Annotated in this window: 18 protein-coding genes; 16 read left to right on the forward strand and 2 right to left on the reverse strand. The window is 68.9% G+C overall.

Annotated features, from left to right (window positions below; all coding sequences use genetic code 11):
- Positions 1-76 precede the first annotated feature (76 nt).
- From BLP83_RS17600 to BLP83_RS17620, 5 genes are all read left to right on the forward strand, one after another.
- Entirely contained in the window at positions 77-637 is a 561-nt protein-coding gene (locus BLP83_RS17600) for a hypothetical protein (RefSeq protein WP_091246043.1), read from the forward strand.
- Positions 627-944, forward strand: coding sequence for a hypothetical protein (locus BLP83_RS17605; protein WP_091246046.1), 318 nt, complete (start codon positions 627-629; stop codon positions 942-944). Before BLP83_RS17600 ends, BLP83_RS17605 begins: the two co-directional genes overlap by 11 nt.
- A gap of 58 nt (positions 945-1,002) precedes the next feature.
- Complete coding sequence (locus BLP83_RS17610) at positions 1,003-1,368, forward strand: hypothetical protein (RefSeq protein ID WP_091246049.1); 366 nt, start codon at positions 1,003-1,005, stop codon at positions 1,366-1,368.
- A gap of 54 nt (positions 1,369-1,422) precedes the next feature.
- Positions 1,423-3,444, forward strand: a complete 2,022-nt coding sequence (locus BLP83_RS17615) for a ClpP-like prohead protease/major capsid protein fusion protein (RefSeq protein WP_091246053.1) — start codon at positions 1,423-1,425, stop codon at positions 3,442-3,444.
- 241 nt (positions 3,445-3,685) lie between these two features.
- Positions 3,686-3,955 carry a hypothetical protein gene (locus BLP83_RS17620; RefSeq protein ID WP_091246056.1) on the forward strand — a complete coding sequence of 90 codons (270 nt, stop codon included), beginning with the start codon at positions 3,686-3,688 and terminating at the stop codon, positions 3,953-3,955.
- 431 nt (positions 3,956-4,386) lie between these two features.
- On the opposite strand, the gene BLP83_RS17625 is transcribed toward BLP83_RS17620, so the two are convergent.
- Entirely contained in the window at positions 4,387-5,247 is an 861-nt protein-coding gene (locus BLP83_RS17625) for an alpha/beta fold hydrolase (RefSeq protein ID WP_091246058.1), read from the reverse strand.
- Positions 5,247-6,824, reverse strand: a complete 1,578-nt coding sequence (locus BLP83_RS17630; protein ID WP_091246061.1) for an inorganic phosphate transporter — start codon at positions 6,822-6,824, stop codon at positions 5,247-5,249. Before BLP83_RS17630 ends, BLP83_RS17625 begins: the two co-directional genes overlap by 1 nt.
- A 194-nt stretch (positions 6,825-7,018) precedes the next feature.
- On the opposite strand from BLP83_RS17630, the gene BLP83_RS17635 reads away from it, so the two are divergent.
- The 11 genes from BLP83_RS17635 to BLP83_RS17685 all read left to right on the forward strand — a co-directional run.
- Complete coding sequence (locus tag BLP83_RS17635; RefSeq protein WP_176764279.1) at positions 7,019-7,825, forward strand: transporter substrate-binding domain-containing protein; 807 nt, start codon at positions 7,019-7,021, stop codon at positions 7,823-7,825.
- Positions 7,822-11,013 (forward strand): sensor domain-containing protein, encoded by a 3,192-nt coding sequence (locus tag BLP83_RS17640; protein WP_091246067.1) that lies wholly within the window; start codon positions 7,822-7,824, stop codon positions 11,011-11,013. The genes BLP83_RS17635 and BLP83_RS17640 overlap by 4 nt, the downstream gene beginning before the upstream one ends.
- Positions 11,014-11,154: 141 nt before the next feature.
- Positions 11,155-13,368: a TonB-dependent receptor gene (locus BLP83_RS17645; protein WP_091246071.1), complete on the forward strand. Its 2,214-nt coding sequence runs from the start codon at positions 11,155-11,157 to the stop codon at positions 13,366-13,368.
- Between the two features lie 195 nt (positions 13,369-13,563).
- Positions 13,564-13,839 (forward strand): hypothetical protein, encoded by a 276-nt coding sequence (locus tag BLP83_RS17650; RefSeq protein WP_091246074.1) that lies wholly within the window; start codon positions 13,564-13,566, stop codon positions 13,837-13,839.
- An 83-nt stretch (positions 13,840-13,922) separates the two neighbouring features.
- Positions 13,923-14,255, forward strand: a complete 333-nt coding sequence (locus tag BLP83_RS17655) for a YciI family protein (RefSeq protein WP_091246077.1) — start codon at positions 13,923-13,925, stop codon at positions 14,253-14,255.
- A 21-nt stretch (positions 14,256-14,276) separates the two neighbouring features.
- Complete coding sequence (locus BLP83_RS17660) at positions 14,277-14,645, forward strand: DUF1428 domain-containing protein (protein WP_091246079.1); 369 nt, start codon at positions 14,277-14,279, stop codon at positions 14,643-14,645.
- Positions 14,638-15,894: an RNA polymerase sigma factor gene (locus BLP83_RS17665; protein WP_176764278.1), complete on the forward strand. Its 1,257-nt coding sequence runs from the start codon at positions 14,638-14,640 to the stop codon at positions 15,892-15,894. Before BLP83_RS17660 ends, BLP83_RS17665 begins: the two co-directional genes overlap by 8 nt.
- Positions 15,895-16,089: 195 nt before the next feature.
- On the forward strand, positions 16,090-17,460 hold the full coding sequence (locus BLP83_RS17670) for a hypothetical protein (RefSeq protein ID WP_091246085.1): 1,371 nt from the start codon (positions 16,090-16,092) through the stop codon (positions 17,458-17,460).
- 266 nt (positions 17,461-17,726) lie between these two features.
- Complete coding sequence (locus BLP83_RS17675) at positions 17,727-19,775, forward strand: DUF3857 domain-containing transglutaminase family protein (RefSeq protein ID WP_091246088.1); 2,049 nt, start codon at positions 17,727-17,729, stop codon at positions 19,773-19,775.
- Between the two features lie 311 nt (positions 19,776-20,086).
- The gene (locus BLP83_RS17680) at positions 20,087-22,261 is read left to right on the forward strand and encodes an SEL1-like repeat protein (RefSeq protein ID WP_143006774.1); all 2,175 of its coding nucleotides are present in this window, start codon (positions 20,087-20,089) and stop codon (positions 22,259-22,261) included.
- A gap of 243 nt (positions 22,262-22,504) precedes the next feature.
- On the forward strand, positions 22,505-22,797 hold a 293-nt coding region (locus BLP83_RS17685; protein ID WP_143006538.1), incomplete at its 3' end, for a transposase.

Consider the following 22,797-nt stretch of genomic DNA (forward strand, 5'->3'; position numbering starts at 1 on the left):
TGCGGGTTGCATGGCCGCATTCCCGCGCTAGTCATGGGGTGCGGCATGGGGCTGTGTGCGGTGCGAGGGGGGTTGTATGCCCCTGAGTTCTGGCTTCCTGGCTGGCTTCGACCTGGGCAAGCCGGCGCCGAGTCAAGCCGACTTCGGCCTGCTGGTCGGCCTGTCGCAGCAGCACGTCTCGCGTCTGATCGCTGCTGGTGTGCTGGTCGAGGGCGCATCGCTGCGCGAGTGGGTCCGCGCCTACACGCAGCGTCTCCGCGACACCGCCGCAGACCGCGCGCGCCAATCCTCGCCCGAGCTGCAGCGCGAGCGCCTGGGCCTGTTGCGCGCCCGCGCCGAAGGCCTGCGCATGCGAAACGCCGAGCGCATGGCCGAGCTCGCGCCGGTTGCGGTGATGGATGCGCTACTGGTCAAGACCGGCGCGCGCATCGCTCCGATCCTCGCAGCAATCGCCCCGCGGCTTCGCGCTGAGCTGCCGCACCTGCAGCACAACCCCGCCGCCTATGCGGCCATCGCGCAGACCGTCGCAAAGGCTGTGGCGGTGGCGCGCGACATGCGCCGGGAGGCCGTGGACAGCGGCGACGACGACAACGAGCCCGCGGGCTCTGACCTGGAGTTCCCCCGAGATGAACCCTGATTCCGATGCGTCCGGCGAGACGCGCATCCCCGCGCCGCCGCAAGTGTTCGACGTGGAGAGCCTGACCCGTGGCGTTCGCTGCATCGCCGCCACGCATGCCGGGCAGCTCGCGGTTCTGTACTACGAGCCCGCCAGCCTGACGGCGGCGCTGTTCCACCGCGCCAGTGCACTGTGGACGTTGCTCGGGCCGCTCACCTTCGGCGAGCTGGTGAAGTCGCTGCCGGCGCGGGAGATCCAGCTCGATCCGTCGCGCCTGGCTGACTGGATCGAGGCTTGCACGGCGCACAGCGGCGAGGCCCTGCACTGATGGCGCCCTGGCCCGATACAGACCTGCCCGAAGAAGACCGCGAGGGCGAGTGGGACCGATGAGCGCAGCGCAGCACCTGGCCCGCGCGCGCGCCCTGGTGCATGCAGGGTTGCCGCTGCCCGCCGACCTTGGCGCCGAGCTGCTGCGGCTCGCGGATGATTCGATGCCGGCTGCCCTGGTGCGGATCGAGCGCGACAGGCACCTATGCGCCGCGGGGCAGTGCGTCGGCGGCAGCGTCTACGCGCAGGCGAAGGCAATCCAGACCGAGGCCAGTGTCCTGCTGCGCGTCTGGCCGCGCCTAGTAGCCGACCCGCCGCCGCCAGCTGATCTGCGCGGGCATACCTTCGCCGCCCTGCTGGCGAGCCCGCAGCGGCGCATCCCGCGACAGCGCCGGCTGTTGGAGATCCTGCAGCGCGCGGCGTAGGTGGTGCAGTTCATGGGCTGGTGATTGCACTACCTGCGGCCCGAAGGTAGGCGCATGCCAAACCCGACCCCCTACGCGCTACTTCAGACCGAAACCGGCGCACAGCTGGTGATCTACGGCGACATCGGCGCTGATGACTGGTCCGCGCCGACTTCGGTCACCGCTCGCAGCGTCATCGACCAGCTGGCCGCGATGCCTGATGCTGAATTGATCGAAGTCAGAATCAACAGCTACGGCGGCTACGTCTCCGACGGACTCGCGATCTACAACGCGCTGAAGCAGCACCCGGCGCGCATCGTGGTGCATATCGACGGCCTGGCCGCGAGCATCGCCAGCGTCATTGCCATGGCCGGCGACGAGGTGCGCATGCCGGTGGCCTCGCTGCTGATGGTTCACGCTCCGTGGGGCGCTGCCGTGGGCAACTCTCGCGAGATGCAGCAGCAGATGACCTCGCTGCAGAAGCATGCCGAGGTGATGGCCGCCGCCTACGCCGCCAAGACCGGCCGCCCCGTGGCCGAGATGCTGGCGCTGCTGGAAGACGGCGCCGACCACTGGTTCACGGCCGAAGAGGCCATCGCCGAAGGATTCGCCGATGTGCTGGTGACGTCGGTCGACTCCGATCCCGCAGCGCTGCCCGCGGAAGCCGCAAGCGGCCTGCAGCGCTATCACTCCCGCGCGCCGGCCCGCATCGCCGCCGCGCTTCGCAACTTCGAGGCCCACGCTATGCCCACCCCCAACAGCTCCGAGACCGTGGCCGCCGCCCTGGCGGCCGACCGTGCCCGCCGCGCGGCCATCCGCGACCGCTTCGCCCGCTTCGTCGATCGCGAGCCGGCCCTGCGCGAACTGCAGCAGAGCTGCGAGGATGATCCGCAGTGCACGGCCGATATCGCCGGCAATCGCCTGCTGGCCAAGATGGCCGAGGGAAGCGATCCGCTCGGCGCCCTGGCGCGCGGCCAGTCGCCGTGCGGCACGTTCACCGGCGGTGGCGCCCCCAAGGTCTCCGACTTCGTGGAGGCGGCGTCCGATGCCCTGCTGCTGCGCGCAGGCCTGCGGCTGTCGAACGTGCATCCCGCCGCGCGTGACCTGGCCGGGATGAGCGTCACGGAGATGGCCGCCACGGTCCTGAGCCGCGCCGGCCGCACGGCACCCGGCTTCCGCTCGCAGGAAGCCTTGCGCGCGGCCCTGTCCACGTCCGACTTCCCTGCACTGCTGGCCAACAGCGCGACGAAGGCGCTCCGCAGCGGCTACGAGGTCGAGGCGCAGTCGCACCGCGCATGGGTCGCCCCCACGACGGTGGCCGACTTCAAGCAGCAGCACCGTCCCATCCTCGGTAGCGCTCCCGAGCTGAAGCAGGTTCTGGAGGGCGGCGAATACGAGTTCGGCGCCATGGACGAAGATCAGGCGCAGTACGCGGTGACCAAGTGGGGCCGCATCGTGAAGCTCACGTTCGAGGCCCTGGTGAACGACGATCTGCAGGCCTTCGCCCGCGCGCAGCAGGCCATGGGGCAGGCTGCCGCACGCCGTGAGGCCGACGAGGTGTACGCCCTTGTCGGTGCCAACTCTGGCGCGGGGCAGACCATGCAGGACGGCAAGGCCCTGTTCCACTCCGACCACGGCAACCTGGCCGCTGCTGCAACTGCCTTCGATGTGGCCGCGCTGAGTTCGGCGCGCACCCTGCTGCGCAAGCAGACTGCCCTCGGCGGTGGCCTGCTGAACCTGCAGCCGCGGTTCCTGCTGGTCCCTGCTGAGCTGGAGTCCGAGGCCGAAATGCTGCTGGCTGCCAGCACGCGCCACCTGCAGCAGTCGGGCGCGGTCGAGGCGAACACGCCCACCTGGATCAGCTCGCTGCAGTTGGTGGTGGAACCGCGCCTTGCGGACGATGCGGTGTTCGTCATGGCGGCCCCGCCGCAGGTGGACACGTTCGAGCTGGCGTTCCTGGAGCGCGACGGCGGCCCGGTGGTGTTCGAGGAGCCGCTCACCGGCTCGGATGACCTGCAGTACCGCATCCGCCATGTCTTCGGCGGCCGGTTCCTGGACTGGCGCGGCGTGGTCAAGATCCCGATCAGCGGCGACTGATACCTCGGGCCTCGCTTTTCCCGGCATGGTTTTGCGAGGCCTAGGCGCCGCCGGTCGCCAGTGGAACAACCGGAAGAAGGCCCCGCCGTGAGGTGGGGTCTTCGTCTTTCTGGCGATGCGTTGCGCCGCGTGGCAGCCTCTGTGCGTGGATCGGTGGGGCGTCACGGCATACCATGGGGGCCTCACGGAATCGCAGAGGCTCGTCTGCATCCCCGCAGAGGCCCCCCGCCTGGAGCCGCCCATGCGTCGCGCCCTGATTCTCTCCCTCGCGTTGCTGCTGCCTGCGCTGGCCAGCGCCAGCCCGTCGCACTCCGAGCGCTGCGGACAGTCCGTCATCACCGTGGGTGCGCCCATGACGAAGCTGCGCGCCTGCGGCACGCCCTGGCGCATCGTGACCCTGGTCAATGAGCATGGCGCGGCCGTCGCCGAGCGCTGGGAGTTCGAGCGCGACACCGGCCTGGCGCTGATCACTGTGCAGGGCGGGCGCGTGGTGCGCATCGAGCGGGTGTGAGCCGCTCACCCTCTTGGGGGAGCAAAGGCGCCCGTGCCCGGGAGGTTTTCGCCCTTGTGGGGGAAAACCCCTGCGGCGAGCCCGGCGCCGGCGCCGGATCGGTCATCGAACCCGAGTATCGATTCGGCCCGGGGGCATAATCCGGGAAGTTGGGGGCATCTCAAAACGCCGAAATCAAGCAGGCAAGGCCCTTCCGACGTTCCGCGGGTCCCTCCTTCGGCACCAATCTGAAAAGTTGCGCTCCGCATGCACGGGGCGCCCTCCCAAGCCCCGCCAGCCGGGGCTTGCGCGTTTGCGGGCGTCGTCAAGGCGGGGCCGACCGCGGCGATCGAGATCTCCAGACCGGCGTCGACGCTGTTTCCCGCCTGCAGCGACCGACAGGTTGTCGCGGCAGTCACCGCCGCAGGCGCGGCGCGCGCAGGCAGCAAGGCTCAGCGTTCGAGCGCCACCAGCACCTCCGGCGCTGCGTTCGGCGTGTGCTCGGGCGCATCCACCGACAGCGTCTCGGGCACAGCCACACCCGCGAGGAAATGCAGCAGGGCCGAATTGGTGGCAGCAATGGCGTCGAAGGGCGTGCCGTGGCGCGAGCCGCGCACCACCCGCAGCTCGGCGCCGAGTTGGCGCGCCCACGCCTGCTTTTCCTCCAACGGCGTGTAGTCATGCTCGGCCGACAGCATCAACATGGGCTGCGCGAAGCCTGACAGGCGATCGCGGGCGCACCACGCGGCCAGCGCGCGCGCCTGACCGACGTAGGTGGACTTTGGATACGCCGCCAACACCTGCTGCACGCGCTCGCGCATGGCCTGCTGGTGCGGATGCGGAAACAGCCGTCGCCCGACCAGCGCAGCGCTGCGACGCAGCCCCAACAGGCGCACGAGACCCAGTTGCCCGTGCAGTTCCAGACGCTTGCGCAGGGTGTCCGGGCGGTAGCTCGGCAGGCTGTTGATGGTGGCCAGACGCGAAACACGCCGCGGCGCCTGCAGGGCCAACTCCAGCGCCACCGCCCCGCCCATCGAGAAACCCACGCAGTGCGTGCACTCCACCCCGAGCGCATCCAGCAGGGCGCGCAGCTGCGCGGCGTAGTCGACGATCGCATGGCGCGCCGGCGCGGGGCTCGCCCCGGCCCCCGGCAGGTCCGGCACCAGCACGCGGAAGCGCTCCGCCAGCGGCTCGATCTGGAAAGCCCAGTCGGCGCCGCTCGACCCCATGCCGTGCACGAGCAGTACGGGCTCGGCGCCGGGATCTCCAAAACTCCGGCAGTGCAGCAGCGACTGCACGGAGCGCTGGCGCATCAGGCCGGCAGCAACATGCCGCGGATGGTGAAGTAGATGATCGCCGAGAGCACGGCGGTGGCCGGCACCGTGATGATCCAGGCGGCGATGACCCGCATCATCACCGCGCGCTTCACCAGATCCTTGCGGTACACGCGCCGCAGACCCTTGCGCTCGGCCTTCGAGATCGCCGCCTCACCGCGCTTGCCGGCGGCCTTGAGCTCCTTGAGCATGCGGTCCTTGTCGGCGCGCGAGGCCGCTTCGAAGGCCTTCAGGAAGGCCTCCACCTCGTGCTGCTCAGCGCCCTTGTCGCGGTGGTGCGCCTCGATCTCGGCCGTGATCCGCGCGTAGTTGGCCTTCAGGTACTCGCGCAGGAAGCCAACGCCGAACACCGCGCCAATGGTCACATGGGTGGTACTGATCGGCAGTCCGAGCTGGGAGGCGATGATCACCGTTACCGCCGCCGCCATCGCAATGCAGTACGCACGCATATGGTCCATGTCGGTGATCTCGGTGCCGACGGTCTTGATCAGCTTCGGCCCGTAGGTGGCCAAGCCCACCGCCAGGCCGAGCGCGCCGACCAGCATCACCCACAGCGGAATCGCCGCCTTGCCGTGGATGCCCTGGGTCAGCAGGGTGTCGTAGATCGCCGCCAGCGGGCCGATGGCGTTGGCGACGTCGTTCGAACCGTGGGCAAAGCTGAGCAGTGCAGCCGCGAAGATCAGCGGCATGCCGAACAGCTTGTTGACGCCGTCCTTGTCGTTGCTGAGCTGCACCGAGCGCTGGCGCACCCGCAGCCGCGTCCAGACATAGGTCAGGATCGCCACCACGACGCCGGCGGCCAAGGCCTGCGGCAAGCTCACCTTGACCAGTTGGTTCAGGCCCTTGAGGGCGAGGTAGGTGGCAAACGCCAGCCCCATCAGTGCAAGCAGCACCGGCACCATCCGCCGCGAGGCCTCCAGCAGGTCGGCCTGGTAGGTGATGGTGCGCTTGATGAGGTAAAGGAAGATCGCGGCCACCACGCCGCCGAACACCGGCGAGATCACCCAGCTCGCGGCGATGCTGCCCATGGTGTTCCAGTTGGCCAGGTCCCAACCGGCCGCGGCGATGCCCGAACCCAGCACGGCGCCGACGATCGAGTGGGTGGTCGAGACCGGCGCCCCCAGCGCGGTTGCGAGGTTCAGCCAGAGCGCCGCCGCCAGCAGGGCGGCCATCATCAGCCAGATGAAGACTTGCGGATCCTCGATCCTGGAGGGATCGATGATGCCGTTCTTGATCGTGCCGACCACTTCGCCACCGGCAATGATCGCGCCGCCGGCCTCGAACACGGCGGCGATCGCGATCGCCGTGGTCAGGCTCATCGCCTTGGCGCCCACCGCCGGGCCGACATTGTTGGCGACATCGTTGGCGCCGATGTTCATCGCCATGTAGGCACCGAAGGCCGCCGCCACCACGAGGCTGAGGCTCAGATGGCCATGGGCCATCCAGGTGTAGGCGATGACGCCGAGCGTGAAGGCGATGGCGATGCCAAGGCGCAGCAGCTCGGCGCCGCGCGAGCCCGAGGGCGCGGTCTGGACGGGAGAAGTCGATTGGGTCATGGTTGCCGGACGTCGATGAGTAGCCCGCTCGCGCGCGGGCAGAGGGCCTATGATGCCGGATCGCTCATGTCAGGTCTGCCCTTGAGCAGCGTGGCTCGCCCGCGGTCGACCGGCGCCGCCCCTCGCGTCGCCGACTCCGCCCTGCGTCGTGCAGCAACGACGGGAGCCGGCGGGTGATGCCGCCGCGTGGCTTTGTGCGCCTACCCCTGCTGGCGCTGGCGCTGGGGGGCCTGGCCCTCGCGCTGTGGATAGCGCGCCCGAACGGCTCGGATATCGCGCATCGCCTTTCGCAGGGCCAGCCGCTGAGAGTGGGCTATGCCCTTGAGGCGCCCTACGCCTTCCTCGATGCCGCCGGCGCGCCGCGCGGCGAATCGATCGAGGTGCTGCAAGCCGCGCTGTCGAAGATGTCCATCACGCAGGTGCAGTTCATCCGCCTCGACTTCGCCAGCCTGCTGACCGAGCTCGAGCAGGGCCGCATCGACCTCATCGCCAGCGGCCTGTTCATCACCCCGGAGCGCACCCGGCGGGTGCGTTTCACCCGCCCCACGGCCGCCGTGCGGCCCGCCCTGCTGCTGCGCGCCACGGCACCGACGGCCGGCCAACCCGTGCGGGTGGTGGCCATCGAGGGTTCGGTCGAGGCCGTCGAGCCCGGGCGCTACATCGTCGGTGAGCACCGCGCCCTGGTGCTGCCGGACGCGCGCTCGGCGATGGCGGCGCTTCGTCTTGGCGAAGCGGACGCCATCGCACTGTCGGCGCCGAGCCTGCGCTGGATGGCGCAGAACGAAGGCGCCGATCTGGCGCTGCGCCTGCAGCCCATCGACATTCCGGCGCGCGGCTACCCGGCCTTCGCCCTGCGGCCAGAGGAAGCCAGCTTCGCGGCGCGACTGGACGCGGCACTCGCCGACTACCTCGGCAGTCCGGATCACTTGCGCACCGTCGAGCCCTACGGCTTCCTTGCCGAGGACGTGCAGGCCGCTCTCGACTGGAGGCCGCCCGAGTGAATGCCGTCCGCCGCAAGCGCCGCCTGCTGCAGGCCTGGAGTGTGAGTGCGCTCGTCCTCACCGCCATGCTGCTGCTCGTGCTCAGCAACCAGGCGAGCCTGCGTGCACACGCGATCCTGCTGGTCCGGCAGGACCAGATCGCCACCATTCGCCAGGCCACGCTGCATGCCCAACTGCATGCCGAGCGCGCGGACGGAGGGGATCCGTCGAGCGGGCTTGACCTCGTGCGGACGAGCCTGTCGCGTGCCCAGCTCAACGCGGACGCCCTGGCCCGCGGGGAGGGCGCGCTTCGCGGGCTGTCGATCCATGCGCCACCCGAGTCGCAGGCGCGCGCCGCCATCGCTTCATTGCAGCAGGCGCTCGGTGCCCTGGAGGCGCTGCTCGCTCGCGAGGACCGGACCGGAACGCCGCAGGTGCGGCTGGCCACCCGCGGCACTCAGAGGAGCATCGAAGCCGCGCTCTCCGAGGTCGAGATCGCGACCTTGAACGCCATGGACGCCGCGCGCACGCAGCTCAAGCGCACGAGCGCGCTGCTGGTGCTGCTGCTCGCGGGCGGCGGCGGCGCGCTCTTGCTCTGGCAGGCAAGGCAATGGCGGCGAACGGATGAAGAGACCGCGGCCCGCGAGGCGCGTGAGGCGGAGCTGGACGCTTTCGTAGCGGCCGTGCCCGACCTGTCTTTCCTGATCGATGCCGAGGGCCGGTTCCTGCGGGTACACGCCAGCCGTCCGGATCTGCTGCTCAAGCCGGCGAGTGCCGTCGTCGGACGCCAGCTTCATGAGCTGTTTCCTCCCGCCCAGGCCGAGGCCTTCATGAGGCTTGTCAGCGAAACACTCTCCCGGGGCCGGGGCCGCGCCGAGTACCCCTTGGCGCTGAGCGATGGCGAACACATCTTCGAAGCCCGCACCACTGCGGTGGCGGGCAGCGATCGTGTCGTGTGGGTGAGCTGGGACGTCACCGAGCGGGTCCGCCACAGCGAGCGCGTCGCCCAGCTTGGCCGGCTCTACGGCATGCTCAGCGCCTGCAACCAGGCGCTGGTGTTCAGCCGTGACGAGGCCGAGCTGTATGGGCGGATCACCCGCGCCGCGGTGACTACCGGCGGCTATGCCGCGGCCTGGATCGCTTCCGCGCCGCCGCCGCAGGTCGAGACGGGCCCCGAATGCGGCGCACTCTCGGGCGCGGAGGTATCGGCTGTCGTCGATCAACTCCTCGGGGGCGCGGACTCCCCGCTGCGCGAGCTGCTCGACCACGAGCCGCCCGCCCTGCGCGTGCACAGCCGACGGGTCAGCCCGCGCCCGGGCCTCGCCTGGGCCGAAGCCTGCGCCCAAGCCGGGCTGCAGGGACTCAGCCTCGTCTGTCTCGGCGAGCATGAAGGTCGGCGCCTGGTCCTGGTGCTGCACGCGAGCACGCCCTTCGACCTCGACAACGAGCAGCAGGGCCTGCTCGCCGAAGTGGCCGGCGACATCGAGTACGCCCTGCAGCTGATGCGACAGCGCCGCCAGCGTGAACAGATGCAGGGACGGCTGGCGCAGCAGGCCCTGGCCCTGCGCAGCAGTCGCGACGGCATCCTGCTGATCGACTCAGCTGGCCGCGTGCTGTCCGCCAACCCGGCGGCCTGCGAGTTCCTCGGCCGTGAGCAGGAACAGCTGCTCGGGCAGCCGGCCTCGCTGCTCGCCGATATTGCCCGCGATCCCGACTACGCGCGCGACATGCAGGCGGCCATGGCCAGCGAGGGCCACTGGCAGGGCGAGGTGCTGGCCAGACGCAGCAGCGGCCAGCTGCACACGCTGCTGATCTCGCTCGCCCGCGTCGTTGATTCCGCCGATACGCAGGCCAGCCAGGTGCTGCTGTTCACCGACATCACCCGCCAGCGCGAATCGGACGCGCGCCTGAGCCGCATCGCCCACTTCGATGCGCTGACCGGACTGCCCAACCGCGATCTGCTGCGCATCCGCCTCGAAAGCATCCTCGAAGAGCACCTGCGCGCCGGATGCCTGGGCGCGGCGCTGATGCTCGACCTCGACAACTTCCGCGCGATCAACGAGAACGCCGGCTGGGCCCACGGCGACGAGCTGCTGCGCGAGGTGGCCCTGCGCCTCGGCGGCCTGCTGCGTCCGGGCGACACCCTGGCCCGCCTGGGCGGCGACGAATTCGTGTTCGTGCTTGAAAGGCTACCCACCGTCGAGGAGGCCGAGCGCTTCGTGCTGGCCGTACAGGCCAGCCTGCGCCCGCCGGTGCGCCTGCCGCAGGGCGAGCAGGTCTACGCGCAAGCCAGCCTGGGTCTGATCAGCTTCGACGATGCCGAGGCCAGCGCCGAGCTGCTCCTGCGCAAGCTCGAGGTCGCGCTGTTCGAGGCCAAGCGCGGCGGCGGCAACACCTGGCGCCGCTACGTGCCGGCCATGGGTGAGCAGGCGCGGCAGCGCATGCAGCTGGAGCAGCGCCTGCGGCTCGCCCTGCAGGAGCAGCAGTTCCGCCTGCTCTACCAGCCGCTGGTCGATCTCAAGACCGGGCAGCTGGCGGGGCTGGAGGCGCTGGTGCGTCTCGATCAGCCCGATCTGCCAGCGGTCGGCCCCGACCAGTTCATCCCGGTGCTGGAGCAGGTCGGACTGATCCACCAGCTCGGTGACTGGGTCACGCTCGAGGCCTGCCTGCAAGGCCGACGCTGGCTGGATGCGGGCTGGGATTTCGGCGCCATCGCGATCAACCTGTCGCCGGCCGAGGTCAGCCGCTACCCGGTCGAGGCGCGCGTGCGGCGCGCGCTGGAGCACAGCGGCCTGCCGCCCGAGCGGCTGGAGCTGGAAATCACCGAAACCGGCCTGATGGAGCAGGGCGAGCGCGCCGAATCCTTCCTGCGCGAGCTGCACGGCCTCGGCGTCAAGCTCGCCATCGACGACTTCGGCACCGGCTATTCCTCGCTGGCCGCGCTGAAGCGCTTCCCGGTGCAAAAGCTCAAGATCGACCGCAGCTTCATCGCCGACCTCGCCACCGACCCCAGCAGCGCCTTCCTGGTCGAGGCCATCGTCGAGCTCGGCCGCAAGCTGCGCATCGCGGTGCTGGCCGAGGGCGTGGAGACCGCGCAGCAGCGCGACTTCCTGCGCCAGCGCGGCTGCGACCTGGCCCAGGGCTATCTGTTCGATCGCCCGCTCACCCCGGACGCACTGCTCAAGCGCTACAACGGCGCTGGCCGCTGAGGCCCGCCGCCTCGCGGCTTGCGAAATCCTGACCCGTCTGACGTCCCCCGCGTCGCTTGCACCGCGGCGTGTGCGACTGCAGCATGCGCGGGCCCCGTAGAGGGCTCCCAACCCCGAACCGCTTTGCTCAAGGACATCGACATGCCGCGTTGCTACCGTCCGGCCACTCTGGCCCTGGCGCTGGCCGCCGCCCTGCCCGCTTTCGCGCAGGACGAAGCCGCCACGCCCTCGCAGCTCGACGCCATCACCGTCACCGCCCAGCGCCGCGCCGAAGACCCGCAGAAGATCCCGCTGGCGATCACCACGGTCAGCGCCGAGAAGCTCGACGTTCTGGGTTCGGGCGGTGAGGACATCCGCTTCCTGGCCGGGCGCCTGCCCAGCCTCAATATCGAATCCAGCTTCGGCCGCGCCTTCCCGCGCTTCTACATCCGCGGTCTCGGCAACGGCGACTTCGATCTCAACGCGTCGCAGCCCGTGTCCCTGATCTACGACGAAGTCGTGCTGGAGAACCCGCTGCTCAAGGGCTTCCCCGTGTTCGACCTCGACCGTCTGGAGCTGCTGCGCGGCCCGCAGGGCAGTCTGTTCGGGCGCAATACGCCGGCCGGCGTGCTGAAGTTCGAATCGGTGCAGCCCTCGCAGGAGCGCAGCGGCTACGGCCAGTTCGCCTATGGGCGCTTCGACACCCTGAATGCGGAAGGCGCCATCGGTGGCGGCCTCGGCGAGGACTGGTCCGCGCGCGTTTCCGGTTTGTACCAGCGCCGCGGCGACTGGGTCGACAACCTGGCCAGCGGGCGCAGCGACGAGTACGAGGGCTACCGCGAGTTCGCCGGCCGCGCGCAGTTCCTGTACGAGCCCAGCGACAGCAGCCGCGCCCTGTTCAACGTGCACCTGCGCGATCTGGACGGCACCGCGCGCCTGTTCCGCGCCAATATCTTCAAGCCCGGCACCAACGAGCTGGTCGACGACTTCCGTCGCGGTTTCATCGCCATCGATGGCGTGAACCAGCAGGACCTCCGCAATGTCGGCGGCAGCGCACGCCTGTCCTTCGACCTCGGTCGCGTCACCCTGTACTCGGTGACCGGCTACGAGACGGTTGACAGCTACTCACGTGGCGATATCGACGGTGGCTTCGGCGCCAGCTACGCGCCGCCCTTCGGCCCCGGCTTCATTCCCTTTGATGCGCAGAGTGCCGACGGCCTGCCCGACCACCGCCAGATCACCCAGGAGTTACGCCTCGCGTCCAACGAGTGGGGCGCCTTCGACTGGCAGGCGGGACTGTTCCTGTTCGATGAAGACATCACCATCGACAGCTTCAACTTCAACACCTTCAGCGGCCAGCAGAATGGCTACGCCGTGCAGAACCAGCGCAACAAGGCCTATGCGCTGTTCACCTCCGGCGAGTACGACCTCTCCGACAGTCTGCGGCTGGCCGGTGGCCTGCGCTTCACGCGTGACGAGAAGGACTTCAGCGCCCAGCGCCTGGTCAGCCCCATCGGCGGCGGCGCCACCGGCGTTCTGACCGCCAAGCCCAGCGACAGCAACGTGTCGGGCGATCTTTCCGCGAGCTGGTTCATCGACGCTGACCGGACCGTCTATGCGCGCTACGCCCGCGGCTTCCGCGCACCGAGCATCCAGGGCCGCCTGCTGTTCGGCGACTCGATTTCAGTGGCCGATTCGGAAACCGTCGACTCGGTCGAACTCGGCTTCAAGTCGAACCTGTGGGACGGCCGCGCGCGCTTCAACATCGCCGCCTTCGCCTATGAGGTGAAGGATCAGCAGCTCACGGCCGTGGGCGGCAGCACCAACTTCAACACCCTCATCAACGCCGAGAAGTCGATCGGCCGCGGCATCGAAGTCGATCTCGATGCCTATGTCACCGACAACCTCCTGCTGACCTTCGGCTACAGCCACAACAAGACCGAGATCCGCGACCGCGGCCTCGCGATCGCGCCCTGCGGCGGCGGCTGCACCGTGCTCGATCCCGCCGGCCCGACGGCAGGAACCGTCTCCATCTACGGCAACCCGCTGCCGCAGGCGCCGAAGAACGTCGCCAACGTGACCGCGCGCTACAGCATCCCGGTCGGTGAGAACGAGATCTTCATCTACACCGACTGGGCCTACCGCAGCGAGATCAACTTCTTCCTCTACGAGGCCGCCGAGTTCCGCGGCAAGGCCCTGATGGAAGGCGGCCTGCGCACCGGCTACAGCTGGAACTACGGCAAGCACGAACTGGCTCTGTTCGGCCGCAACATCACCGACAAGCTGGTCGCCGTGGGCGGTATCGACTTCAACAACCTCACCGGCTTCGTCAACGAGCCGCGGGTCTGGGGCATCGAGTTCACCACCACGTTCTGAGCTGCTCAGCAAGGACCGGCGAGCCCCCCCAAGCTCGCCGGATCCGCGAATGCGGTACACCTGCCCCCGCGAAAGCGGGGGCAGTCGTTTCCGGCATCCGCCGTGGCGATTCGTCGAGGCGTGCTGTCGATTCGGCCTGCACTGCTTCGACCATCTGCCGACAGCCGCCCTCGCCCGGGCGGCAAGGCCGCTGCCATGCCCTATCTCGCCCTGCTCTACGAAGCCGTTCCCGAGCCCGCGCCCGAAGGCCGCGGCGCGCGCTGGCGTCTGGCCGGCGAAGCCCTGCGCCAGGGGCCAGGGTCCACGCCGCCCCGCCCCTGCGCGCTCGCCGACAGCCGCGCCGCCACGGTTGCTGCCGTGCAGTGGATCGAGGCGCGCGACCTCAACGAAGCCCTGCGCCTGGCCACCCGCGAACCGCTGCCGCCCGGCTGCCTGCTCGAACTGCACTCGCTCGAACGCTCGGCCCGGTAGCAGACTCCGCCGGAGCGAGCTCTACGAATCCCGAATCCCGAATCCCGAATCCCGAATCCCCAATCCCCAATCCCGGCCTCCAGATGAAATACCTCTGCCTCGTCTACTACAACGAATCCCACCAGGCCGAACTGCCGGATGCCTACTGCCTGCACTACGCCGGTGGTCTGGTCGAACGCGGCGTCATGCTCGCCGGCAATGCCCTGCAGCCGGTGGCCACCGCCACCACGGTGCGCGTGCGCGACGGCCAGGTGCAGGTCACCGACGGACCCTTCGCCGAAACCCGCGAGCAGCTCGCCGGCTTCTATCTGATCGACGCCAAAGACCTCGACCAGGCCATCGAGGTCGCTGCAGGCATTCCCCCAGCGCGGGTCGGCAGCATCGAGATCCGCCCGATCCGCGAACTCAAGCCCTGAGCCACTGCCAAGGAGAAACCCATGTCCTACATCGACGGCTTCCTGCTGCCCTGCCCCGCCGACCGCATCGACGACTACCGCAAGATCGCCGCCACCGCCTGCGAGGTCTGGCTGGAACACGGCGCCCTGGAATACTGGGAATTCGTGGCGGAAGACCTGCGCAACGACTTCTCGCGCCCCTTCCCGGAGGTCATCGGCGCGGCTGAGGGCGAGACCGTGATCTTCGCCTGGATCCGCTACGCCTCGCGTGCCGAGCGCGACGCCATCAATGCCAAGGTCATGGAGGACCCCCGCATCGCCAGCATGCCGCCCGAGGCCATGCCCTTCGACTGCAAGCGCATGGGCTACGGCGGCTTCGAGCGGCTGGTGGGCGCGCGTGCCGGTGGCTGAAGCCCCTGCCGCACTCGCCGCGCAGATCGACGCGCTCTACCGCAGCGACTCGCGGCGCGTGCTGGCGACGCTCATCCGCCTGCTGGGCGACTTCGAGTTGGCCGAAGACGGCGTCTCCGATGCCTTCGCGGCCGCCGTCGAGCAGTGGCCCAAGGAAGGCGTGCCCGCCAATCCGGTCGCCTGGCTGGTCTCGGCCGGCCGCTTCAAGGCCATCGACCGCGTGCGCCGGCGCGCGCGCTTCGACGAGATCGCCCGCGGCATCGCCATCGAAGAGGAAGTGCTGCGCGACGCCCCCCAGCTCGATGACATCGAGCCCGTCGAAGACGACCGCCTGCGCCTGGTCTTCACCTGCTGCCACCCGGCACTCGCTTTCGAAGCGCAGGTGGCGCTGACCCTGCGCGAAGTCTGCGGGCTCACCACCGAAGAAATCGCGCGCAGCTTTCTGACCTCGCCAGCCACGCTGGCCCAGCGCATTGTTCGCGCCAAGGCCAAGATCCGCGACGCGAAGATCCCCTACATCGTGCCGGCGCCGAACGAACTGGCGCCGCGGCTGGATGCGGTGCTCAAGGTGGTCTATCTCGTCTTCACCGAGGGCTACGCACCCACGCTCGGCGAAGAGCTGACCCGTGGCGATCTGTCAGGGGAGGCGATACGCCTCGGCCGCCTGCTGGTCGAGCTGCTGCCCGAGCCTGAGGTGCAGGGCCTGCTGGCCCTGATGCTGCTCACCGAAGCGCGCCGCGCCGCGCGCAGCGACGAGGCCGGCGAACTGGTGCTGCTGGAGCACCAGGAACGCACGCGTTGGAACCGCACACTCATCGAAGAGGGCTGCGCCCGCGTGCAGCAGGCCCTGCGCGCGCGCCGCATCGGCCCCTACCAGCTGCAGGCCGCGATCGCCGCCGTCCACGCCGAAGCGGCCACTGCCGCCGACACCGACTGGCGCCAGATCGTCGGCCTCTACGAGGTCCTGCTGCGCATCGAACACACGCCGGTGGTGGCACTCAACCGCGCCGTCGCCATCGCCATGGCGGCCGGCCCCGAACACGGCCTGCCGCTGATCGAACAGCTGATCGACTCCGGCGCGCTCAAGGACTACTGCCCGGCGCATGCGGCACGGGCGGAGCTGCTGCGGCGATTGGGCCGCGATGACGAGTCCACCGAAGCCTATCGACGCGCGCTTGCGCTCAGCCGTCACGGCCCGCAGCGTCGCCATTTCGAACGGCAGCTCGCGAACCTCGGCGCCCGCGACTAGAACCTGCGGGACAGGGCCGGAAAGACCGGCGTGCGAGGCGCGCAGAGCGCCCTCGCGAACCGGATCCGTCGTCCGAGCCCTTGCGCTGAATCAGGGCGTCAGTGCGCTCCAGCCCCGCGAGGGCCACGGACACGTCCGCTTGAGCGGATTTTCGTTCGGGTGTATAGGCACGGTTTTCCTGGGAGTTGCTCTGCCATGACCCGATATCTCGCCTTGATCCTGATGCTTGGATTCACCTTGCCGGCCAGCGGCGTCGAGCGCAGCGACGATGGCTACGGACAGGTCCTGCTGGTGCCTTACGTGGCCGCGCGTGAGCAGTTGTCGACCCTGGTGTCGATCACGCCCACGGTGGCCGATTACGACCTTTGGGTCATGCCTCGTGTGCTCAGCGTCAGCGTGTACCTGCTGTCCGACGAAACCGGCGGCGCGCCATCGCGGACGGATCTCACCGTGGTGCTGCCGGCCAATGCGAGCTGGAACTTCGCGCTGTCGCGAGCGGACGGGGGCACCGTCCTGCTCGGTGGAGGCCGTGCCTGCGTGTTCACCGACAGCGGTCTGATCGATGCCTCCTCGATCCCTCTGCAGGGCGGCAGCGAGGGCTGGACCGAGGTCTATGCCCTGGGCGAAGTCACCCTGAGCGCCCTGCGTCAGCCGATGGGGCCGAACCAGTGCAGCGTCATCGCGAACACCATCGCGTCGCTCGATGCCACGGACTGGCTCGCAGCACCGCGCAACGAACTTCGCGGTGCCGCCCATCTGGTCGATGTGCCGAGCGGCAGCAGCTTCAGCATGCCGCTGGTGGCCCTGCGGGATTTCCGCGATGCACCGTTCTGGGCGGGTTTCGGCCAGTCGCCCGAACTTGACGATGTTCAGCCTGCGACCGCGGTGGTGCGCACCGCCGATGGCACGCCGAGAGTCTCCACCTTCGCCACGCATCCCGTCGACGCGGTGAGCGCAGTGCTGACCGATGCGCAGTGGGAGGTCGACTTCACGATCGAGCCCGGCCTTTCCGCCCAGACCGACCTGGTCATCCTGGCCCCCACACGGCGCTGGTATGTGCAGGGCGAGAGCCAGCGCGCGCCCTTCATCGACAACCATCAGTTTTCCTACGAAGCCCCCGGTGTGGTGACCTCCGGCCGACTGCATGATCGCGACGGCGCGGTGAACCACGAGCCGGACAGTGCGAAGTGCTCGCCGCCGCTCACGCTCATTCACCAACGCGGTCCGAGCATTGCCGATTCGCTGACCGTGGCGCAGTTCGGCCAGACCGGCCTGCTCGACAGCACACGCGCAGTCGCCCTGGTCCACCAGGGCCTCGGCGGCAGCCTCTGTGTCACCGAGGAAGCCCCCCTGTGGCAGCGCATGGCCTCCGGGCGGCTCGCACTTTCGTTCGCGTCCCGTCCCGCCGGGGGCAGCGCCCGCCTGGTCTCCGATGAAGGCCACGAATTCATCGGCCTGCCCCTGATCGGCGCCGCCTTCAGCAAGGCGGTCAGCGGCGACACACCGCTGCTGCGGGCAAGCTTCGGACTGCTGCAGCCGATCGCACGGAAGACGGACTATCGCTGACTCCGGGAGAGGCGGACCGGCCAAAGCTGGTAACAGCGTCTGTTGGGACCGGCGCTTACCGATTCAAGCCGTCAATGTCCAGGCGCCCGATCCCGGTGCCTGCCTCTCGCAGTATCGGGATCCGCTCTCTCGCAGCGCTCTGAAGGCATTGGATGCAGGGCGGGGTGCGGCGTGAAGCGCGGCTCCGCCCACAGTTCTCCAGCTGGTTTGGCTAGACTTTGAACGACGCGCCCGTTCGGCGCGTCGATGAAAGGGGATCCTTCAGCATGTTTAGTGTCTTCCGGGCCCAGTTCGCGGCCGTTCTGTGTGGGCTTCTTTGCATCCCTCTTTTCGCCGCAGCCGCAGATGTCCAGCGCTTCGAGCGCGGCGAGTTCGCCTTCGAGTATGGCCCGCCCGAGACCTTCGTCGAGCGCGTTGAAATCGCTGGCGAGTGGCCGGCGGAGGCGCCCGGCGCGCAGGGCGCGAGCTGGCGCAATTGGCTGATCGACGAGCAGGTGGATTTCCGCGGGTCGGAGCCGGTGCGCTTTCACGAGCACGTCATCGAAACCCGCAGCGAAACCCTGCTGGCGAACGCGGCGCGATTCGAGATCTCGTTCAACCCCGCTTTCGAGCGCTTGCGCCTGCACGCCGTGGAGGTGCGCCGCGACGGCACCTGGAGCGACCGTTTCAATCCCGAATCGGTCACCCTGGCGCGTCGCGAGGGCGAGTTCGAGAGCGACATGGCAACCGGCCGGGTCTCGGCGCTGGTGCTGGTGGCCGACGTCCGCCTCGGAGACCAGATCCGCTATGCCTACAGTGTGACCGGCGAGAACCCCATCCTGCGTGGGATGACCCACCGCGCCGCCAACCTGAGCTGGATCGATCCCATTCTGCATCGCCAGGTACGCCTGCATTTCCCTTCGGACATGGAGCTGGACCACCGCATGTTCGGCGAAGCTGCCGCGCCGGAGATCAGCCGCACATCGCAAGGCGTCAGCCTGCGCTGGGTGGGCAGCGCGCTGGCCGCCAACCCGATGGAAGAGGACGCACCGAGCTGGCACAACCAGCAGCCCTTGATGGAAGTCGCAGGGCGACGCGATTGGCAGACGGTCTCCGCTTGGGCCCGGGGTCTCTACCCGATGGATCAGGCCTTGCCTGGGGAACTCGAAGCGCTGGTCGAGGAATGGCAGCAGTTGCCCGATGCGCAGAGCCGTGCGGCCGCGGCCCTGCGTGCGGTACAGGAGGACGTGCGCTACTTCAGCGTGTTGATGGGCGAGAGCAGCCATCGCCCCACGCCGCCCGCGGAGACCTGGCAGCGTCGCTACGGCGACTGCAAGGACAAGGCCTGGCTGCTGTCGGTGCTCCTGACGAGGATGAGCATGGAGGCCGAGCCGGCGCTGGTGTCCTCCTCACACGGCCGCGCGCTGGACCGCTCCTTGCCCGCCGCCAGCCAGTTCGACCACGTCATCGTCCGCGCCAAGGTCGAGGGTCGGGTGTTCTGGCTGGATGCCACCCGCAGCCTGCAGCGCGGGCCCTTGGCGACGCGACAGTCCAGCGACTTCGGTTTCGCATTGCCCGTGCATTCGACCGACGAAGGCCTCGTTGACATGGCCTCTTTGCGCGACCAGCGGGCTCTGCAGCATGTCGTGGAACGGTTTCTGCCGGCCGCCGATGGCAGGTCGATCCGCCTTGAAATCGAAACCACCCTGCGCGGCACCGAGGCCGAGCGACGCCGTCACGAATTCCGCAGCCGCGAGCTGTCGGAAATCTCGCGCAGCTACGTCGACTACTACAGCCGTCTGCACGGCGAGCTCGCGAGCGCCGAGGCGATCCGCTTCGAGGACGCCCCCGCTAGCGGCGAAATCAAGGTGTTCGAAGCCTACAACCTGGAGAGTCCATGGACAGGCAGCGGCACCGGCAGTCGGATCCTGGAGGTCTACGCAGACCTCCTGTCGCCCTTCGTGAGCCTCAGCGGTCCCCAACAGCGCCGCCATCCGCTGTGGCGGCCCCACCCGATCGAACTCCGCCAGACCACCGAGGTGATCGTGCCTGAGGGCTGGACCTTGCTGAGCATCCCCCACAACAGCGAGGCCAGCGACGAGAGCTTCCGCTACGCGCGTCGGGCGCGTCGCGAGGCCGATCGCGTGGTGCTGGAACACAGTTTCGATTCACTTGCCGAGCAGGTCGCTGCCGACCAGGCCCGCCGCCATTTCGACGCCCGTCGCCGCGCGATGGAAGCCATGGGCGCGCGCCTGCAGTTCAACCTGCCGACGGCGTCTGCCAACAGCGAGCGCAATCAGCGGCTGCGTGCCCTGCTTGGCAAGCCGGGCAGCTGATCGCGGCAGTCGCGCACCATCACCGGGACCCGCCGGCGAGGTATCGCTCGATTGCTCGGAATCCCAGCGCTCTTGCGTGATCGCCCGTGACCCGCGCTTTGGCGCGTCACGGCCGAGGGCGCATCCACCACTTCTTCCTGGGCCGTTCTTGACGAGGCTTGACCATGACCCTGAAACCGCCTGCATTTCCGATTGCCCTTGCGCTTGCCCTTGTCCTCGCTCCGCTCGGCGTATCGGCTCAGCGTGCGCCCGTACCACTGCCGCAGGAGGTCGGAGCCGAAGCCGCCTGGGCGGCCTTCAAGGCACGCCCCATGACGGAAGAGCTTGGCGCGCAGTTCGAACGCCTCGCGAATCTGTTGGACGAGAACGGCGAGGTGGGCGATGAGGTCTGTCTGTCGAACACCTTGCGGGAACTGGAGGCCGAGATTCCCGTCAGCATCGCGCTCTGGTGGATGCAGAGCGATTGCGCCGAGCGCCTTGGCGACGCAGCGGCCGCGGAGCGCAGCCTGGAGGGATTCGCCAGCCTCGCCAGGTACGCGCTGGAGAACGCTCCGGACCGGAACTCGGGCGCTGCGCCGACTCCCATCGCCAGCGAGCTCGACCTCTGGTTCCTGCTGCGCGGCCTGGAGATGGAGCTGGGCTACGTCTACATCGACACGCTGAGCGGCGGTCCCTACTCGCCCTTCCAGGTCTCGCTGTGGGATCCCTTGGAGAAGCGCGAGCACCTGCTTTCGCTCGATTTCATTGACATCCTGATGCAGATGGTTGGCGCTGCCGGGGAGCTGCGCTCACCGTCCACGCGCATCGCCCTGCGCACGACCTATCTGCAGTCCTCCGCCGAGTTCTCGGCCGCGCTGCCGAGCGCCCAGGCCCTTCGCCTCGTCGATGCCATTCGCGCGCCGGAAAAAGAGCGCTCCGCCCGTCTCTCAGCGCTGGCCGGTGAAGGCGACTTCCACGCCGCAGAGCGCCTTTTCAGGATCTGCGCCATCGTCCGTCGCACCGGTTGCGGCACCCAGCTGGTGGATGCCCTGCTGCCCTACGCCGAGGCGGGCATCGCCGAGGCCACCACCATGCTGGGCACGGTTCAGGCACTCGGGCTTGGCGTCAGGCGCGACGCGCGCGCAGCCGAGCGCCTTTACGCGCGGGCGGATGAACGCCTGGGAGACTTCGGATCAAGCCTCGCCGCGGCGCGACTGTGGCTGCAGCCGCCCGCCTTCGGCGAGCTGCCCAAGCCCCTGGCCGAGCGCATCGAGCGGGCGGCGCGCGAGGGCTACGCGGAAGCTCACGACTTGCTCCTGCTGAACGCGATCGCCGAGGAAATCAGGCGCGGCGCATCGCCTCGCCGGCTGCGCAAGCTGGAGCATGCCGACCGCTCGGACTCCGCGTGGGTGCGCACCGGCTACGGCATGGCCCTGTTGGAATCGGATCCCGACGCGGGCCTGGTCCACCTGATCGAGGGCGCCCGGCGCGGCGGCTTTGGCAACGTCAACGCACTGCTGGTGGCGATGTCGCGCACCGGCAAGCAGCCGCTCGACGAAGCGGAGCTGATGTCCTTCCACAGCACGGCAGGCTATGGCGGACGCACTGACTCGGCGCTCTGGGTCGGCCGACACTATCGGAAGCAAAACAGAACGCTGGAAGCTCGGAGCTGGCTCATCGGAGCGGCCCAGCTCGGCAGTAGCGATGGCGCCTATGAAGCCGCGGAACTGCTGGTCGACACTTGGCCTGGCGACGATTCGCTGGCCAGCGCTGCAGCCTTGCTCGAAGCGCTGCTGGAGCGTGGTCCGCGCGCCGACGCCGAGCGCCTGCTGGCCGACCTGTTGATCCAGGGCGTGGGCGGGGTGCAGGCCGACCGGCCGCGCGCCGCAAAGCTTCTGCGTGCGCTGCACGCAAGGGGCGATGCACAGGCCTCCAGCCTGCTCGCCTCGAACCTCCTGCTGGGGACGCTGGAAGCCGAAGCTGGCGAGAACCCTCGTCAGATGTTGGAGGCGATCGCGGCCAAGGGCGGATCCCAAGCCATGGCGGCACTGGCGCAGTTCATCTACACAGGCGACATTCCGGGCGAGGCCGCCGACGCCTGGGCCTGGTGGCGCAAGGCCATCGAAGCGGGAGACCCCAGCGCCCGCAATAATCTCGCCTGGACCCAGTGCGTATCCGCTGACCCACGCTTCCGCAAGGTCGACGAAGGCCTCGCCGAGGCAAATCGCATGGGTGACCCGGCCGCTCTGCCTACGGCCTATCGCGACACGGTGGCGACCTGCTTCGCAGCCAATGGCGACTTCGACCGGGCCATCGAACTGGAGCAGAGCATCCTCGATGAACTGCAGGCCGCCGGTGCTCCCGAGGCGGGGCTCGGCTATTTCCGCGACAAGCTGGCGCTGTTTCAGCGCGGCGAGGTCTTCCTGGAAGAGCGCGCTCACTTCGGGGGCGCCGCGCCGGAAAGCGACGCCGCGCCGGAGGCTTCCGCGGCGTCGGAGTCACGATGACAATCACGGGCTCGCAAAGCCCGAAGGCGCGGGTCATCCTTGCCCTGCTTGTCGTCGTACTGAGCCTACCCTCGTGCATGCGTACCTCAGGCGTATGGCGCGAAACCAGCCCGCGGATCAACACTGAGCAGGTCTCACTCGAGGCAGCAAAACGGCTGATCCACTCTGGAGAGGTGAAGTGGGGTTCTACCCCGATTCTGCGGACACTTTCAGGAAGGCTCATAGTGAGCTGAAGGAGTGTCCATGTCGAAGCGCAAGCGTTACACCGCGGAGTACAAGCGGGAGATCGTCGAGCTGGTGCGGCGATCGAAGTCGAGTTGCCGCCAGGTGGCTCTGGAGGTCGGGGTCAACCCGAACATGCTGACCCGCTGGGTTCGGGAGGCTGAGTCGGCTGGCGGCAAGGCTTTTCCCGGGGCTGGAACACCGCGCGATGAGGAGGTGGCCCGCCTCAAGCGCGAGCTGTCGCGGATCACCAAGGAACGGGATTTTTTAAGAGACGCGGCAGCGTACTTCGCGAAGCAATCACCGAACGGTAC

It is taken from the genome of Aquimonas voraii, from assembly GCF_900101825.1.
Lineage (GTDB): Bacteria > Pseudomonadota > Gammaproteobacteria > Xanthomonadales > Xanthomonadaceae > Aquimonas > Aquimonas voraii.

Bases quoted from the DNA above. Each gene is read 5' to 3' on its own strand.
- BLP83_RS17600 (WP_091246043.1), top strand. From the start codon at position 77: ATGCCCCTGAGTTCTGGCTTCCTGGCTGGCTTCGACCTGGGCAAGCCG.
- BLP83_RS17605 (WP_091246046.1), top strand. From the start codon at position 627: ATGAACCCTGATTCCGATGCGTCCGGCGAGACGCGCATCCCCGCGCCG.
- BLP83_RS17610 (WP_091246049.1), top strand. From the start codon at position 1,003: ATGAGCGCAGCGCAGCACCTGGCCCGCGCGCGCGCCCTGGTGCATGCA.
- BLP83_RS17615 (WP_091246053.1), top strand. From the start codon at position 1,423: ATGCCAAACCCGACCCCCTACGCGCTACTTCAGACCGAAACCGGCGCA.
- BLP83_RS17620 (WP_091246056.1), top strand. From the start codon at position 3,686: ATGCGTCGCGCCCTGATTCTCTCCCTCGCGTTGCTGCTGCCTGCGCTG.
- BLP83_RS17625 (WP_091246058.1), bottom strand. From the start codon at position 5,247: ATGCGCCAGCGCTCCGTGCAGTCGCTGCTGCACTGCCGGAGTTTTGGA.
- BLP83_RS17630 (WP_091246061.1), bottom strand. From the start codon at position 6,824: ATGACCCAATCGACTTCTCCCGTCCAGACCGCGCCCTCGGGCTCGCGC.
- BLP83_RS17645 (WP_091246071.1), top strand. From the start codon at position 11,155: ATGCCGCGTTGCTACCGTCCGGCCACTCTGGCCCTGGCGCTGGCCGCC.
- BLP83_RS17650 (WP_091246074.1), top strand. From the start codon at position 13,564: ATGCCCTATCTCGCCCTGCTCTACGAAGCCGTTCCCGAGCCCGCGCCC.
- BLP83_RS17655 (WP_091246077.1), top strand. From the start codon at position 13,923: ATGAAATACCTCTGCCTCGTCTACTACAACGAATCCCACCAGGCCGAA.
- BLP83_RS17660 (WP_091246079.1), top strand. From the start codon at position 14,277: ATGTCCTACATCGACGGCTTCCTGCTGCCCTGCCCCGCCGACCGCATC.
- BLP83_RS17670 (WP_091246085.1), top strand. From the start codon at position 16,090: ATGACCCGATATCTCGCCTTGATCCTGATGCTTGGATTCACCTTGCCG.
- BLP83_RS17675 (WP_091246088.1), top strand. From the start codon at position 17,727: ATGTTTAGTGTCTTCCGGGCCCAGTTCGCGGCCGTTCTGTGTGGGCTT.
- BLP83_RS17680 (WP_143006774.1), top strand. From the start codon at position 20,087: ATGACGGAAGAGCTTGGCGCGCAGTTCGAACGCCTCGCGAATCTGTTG.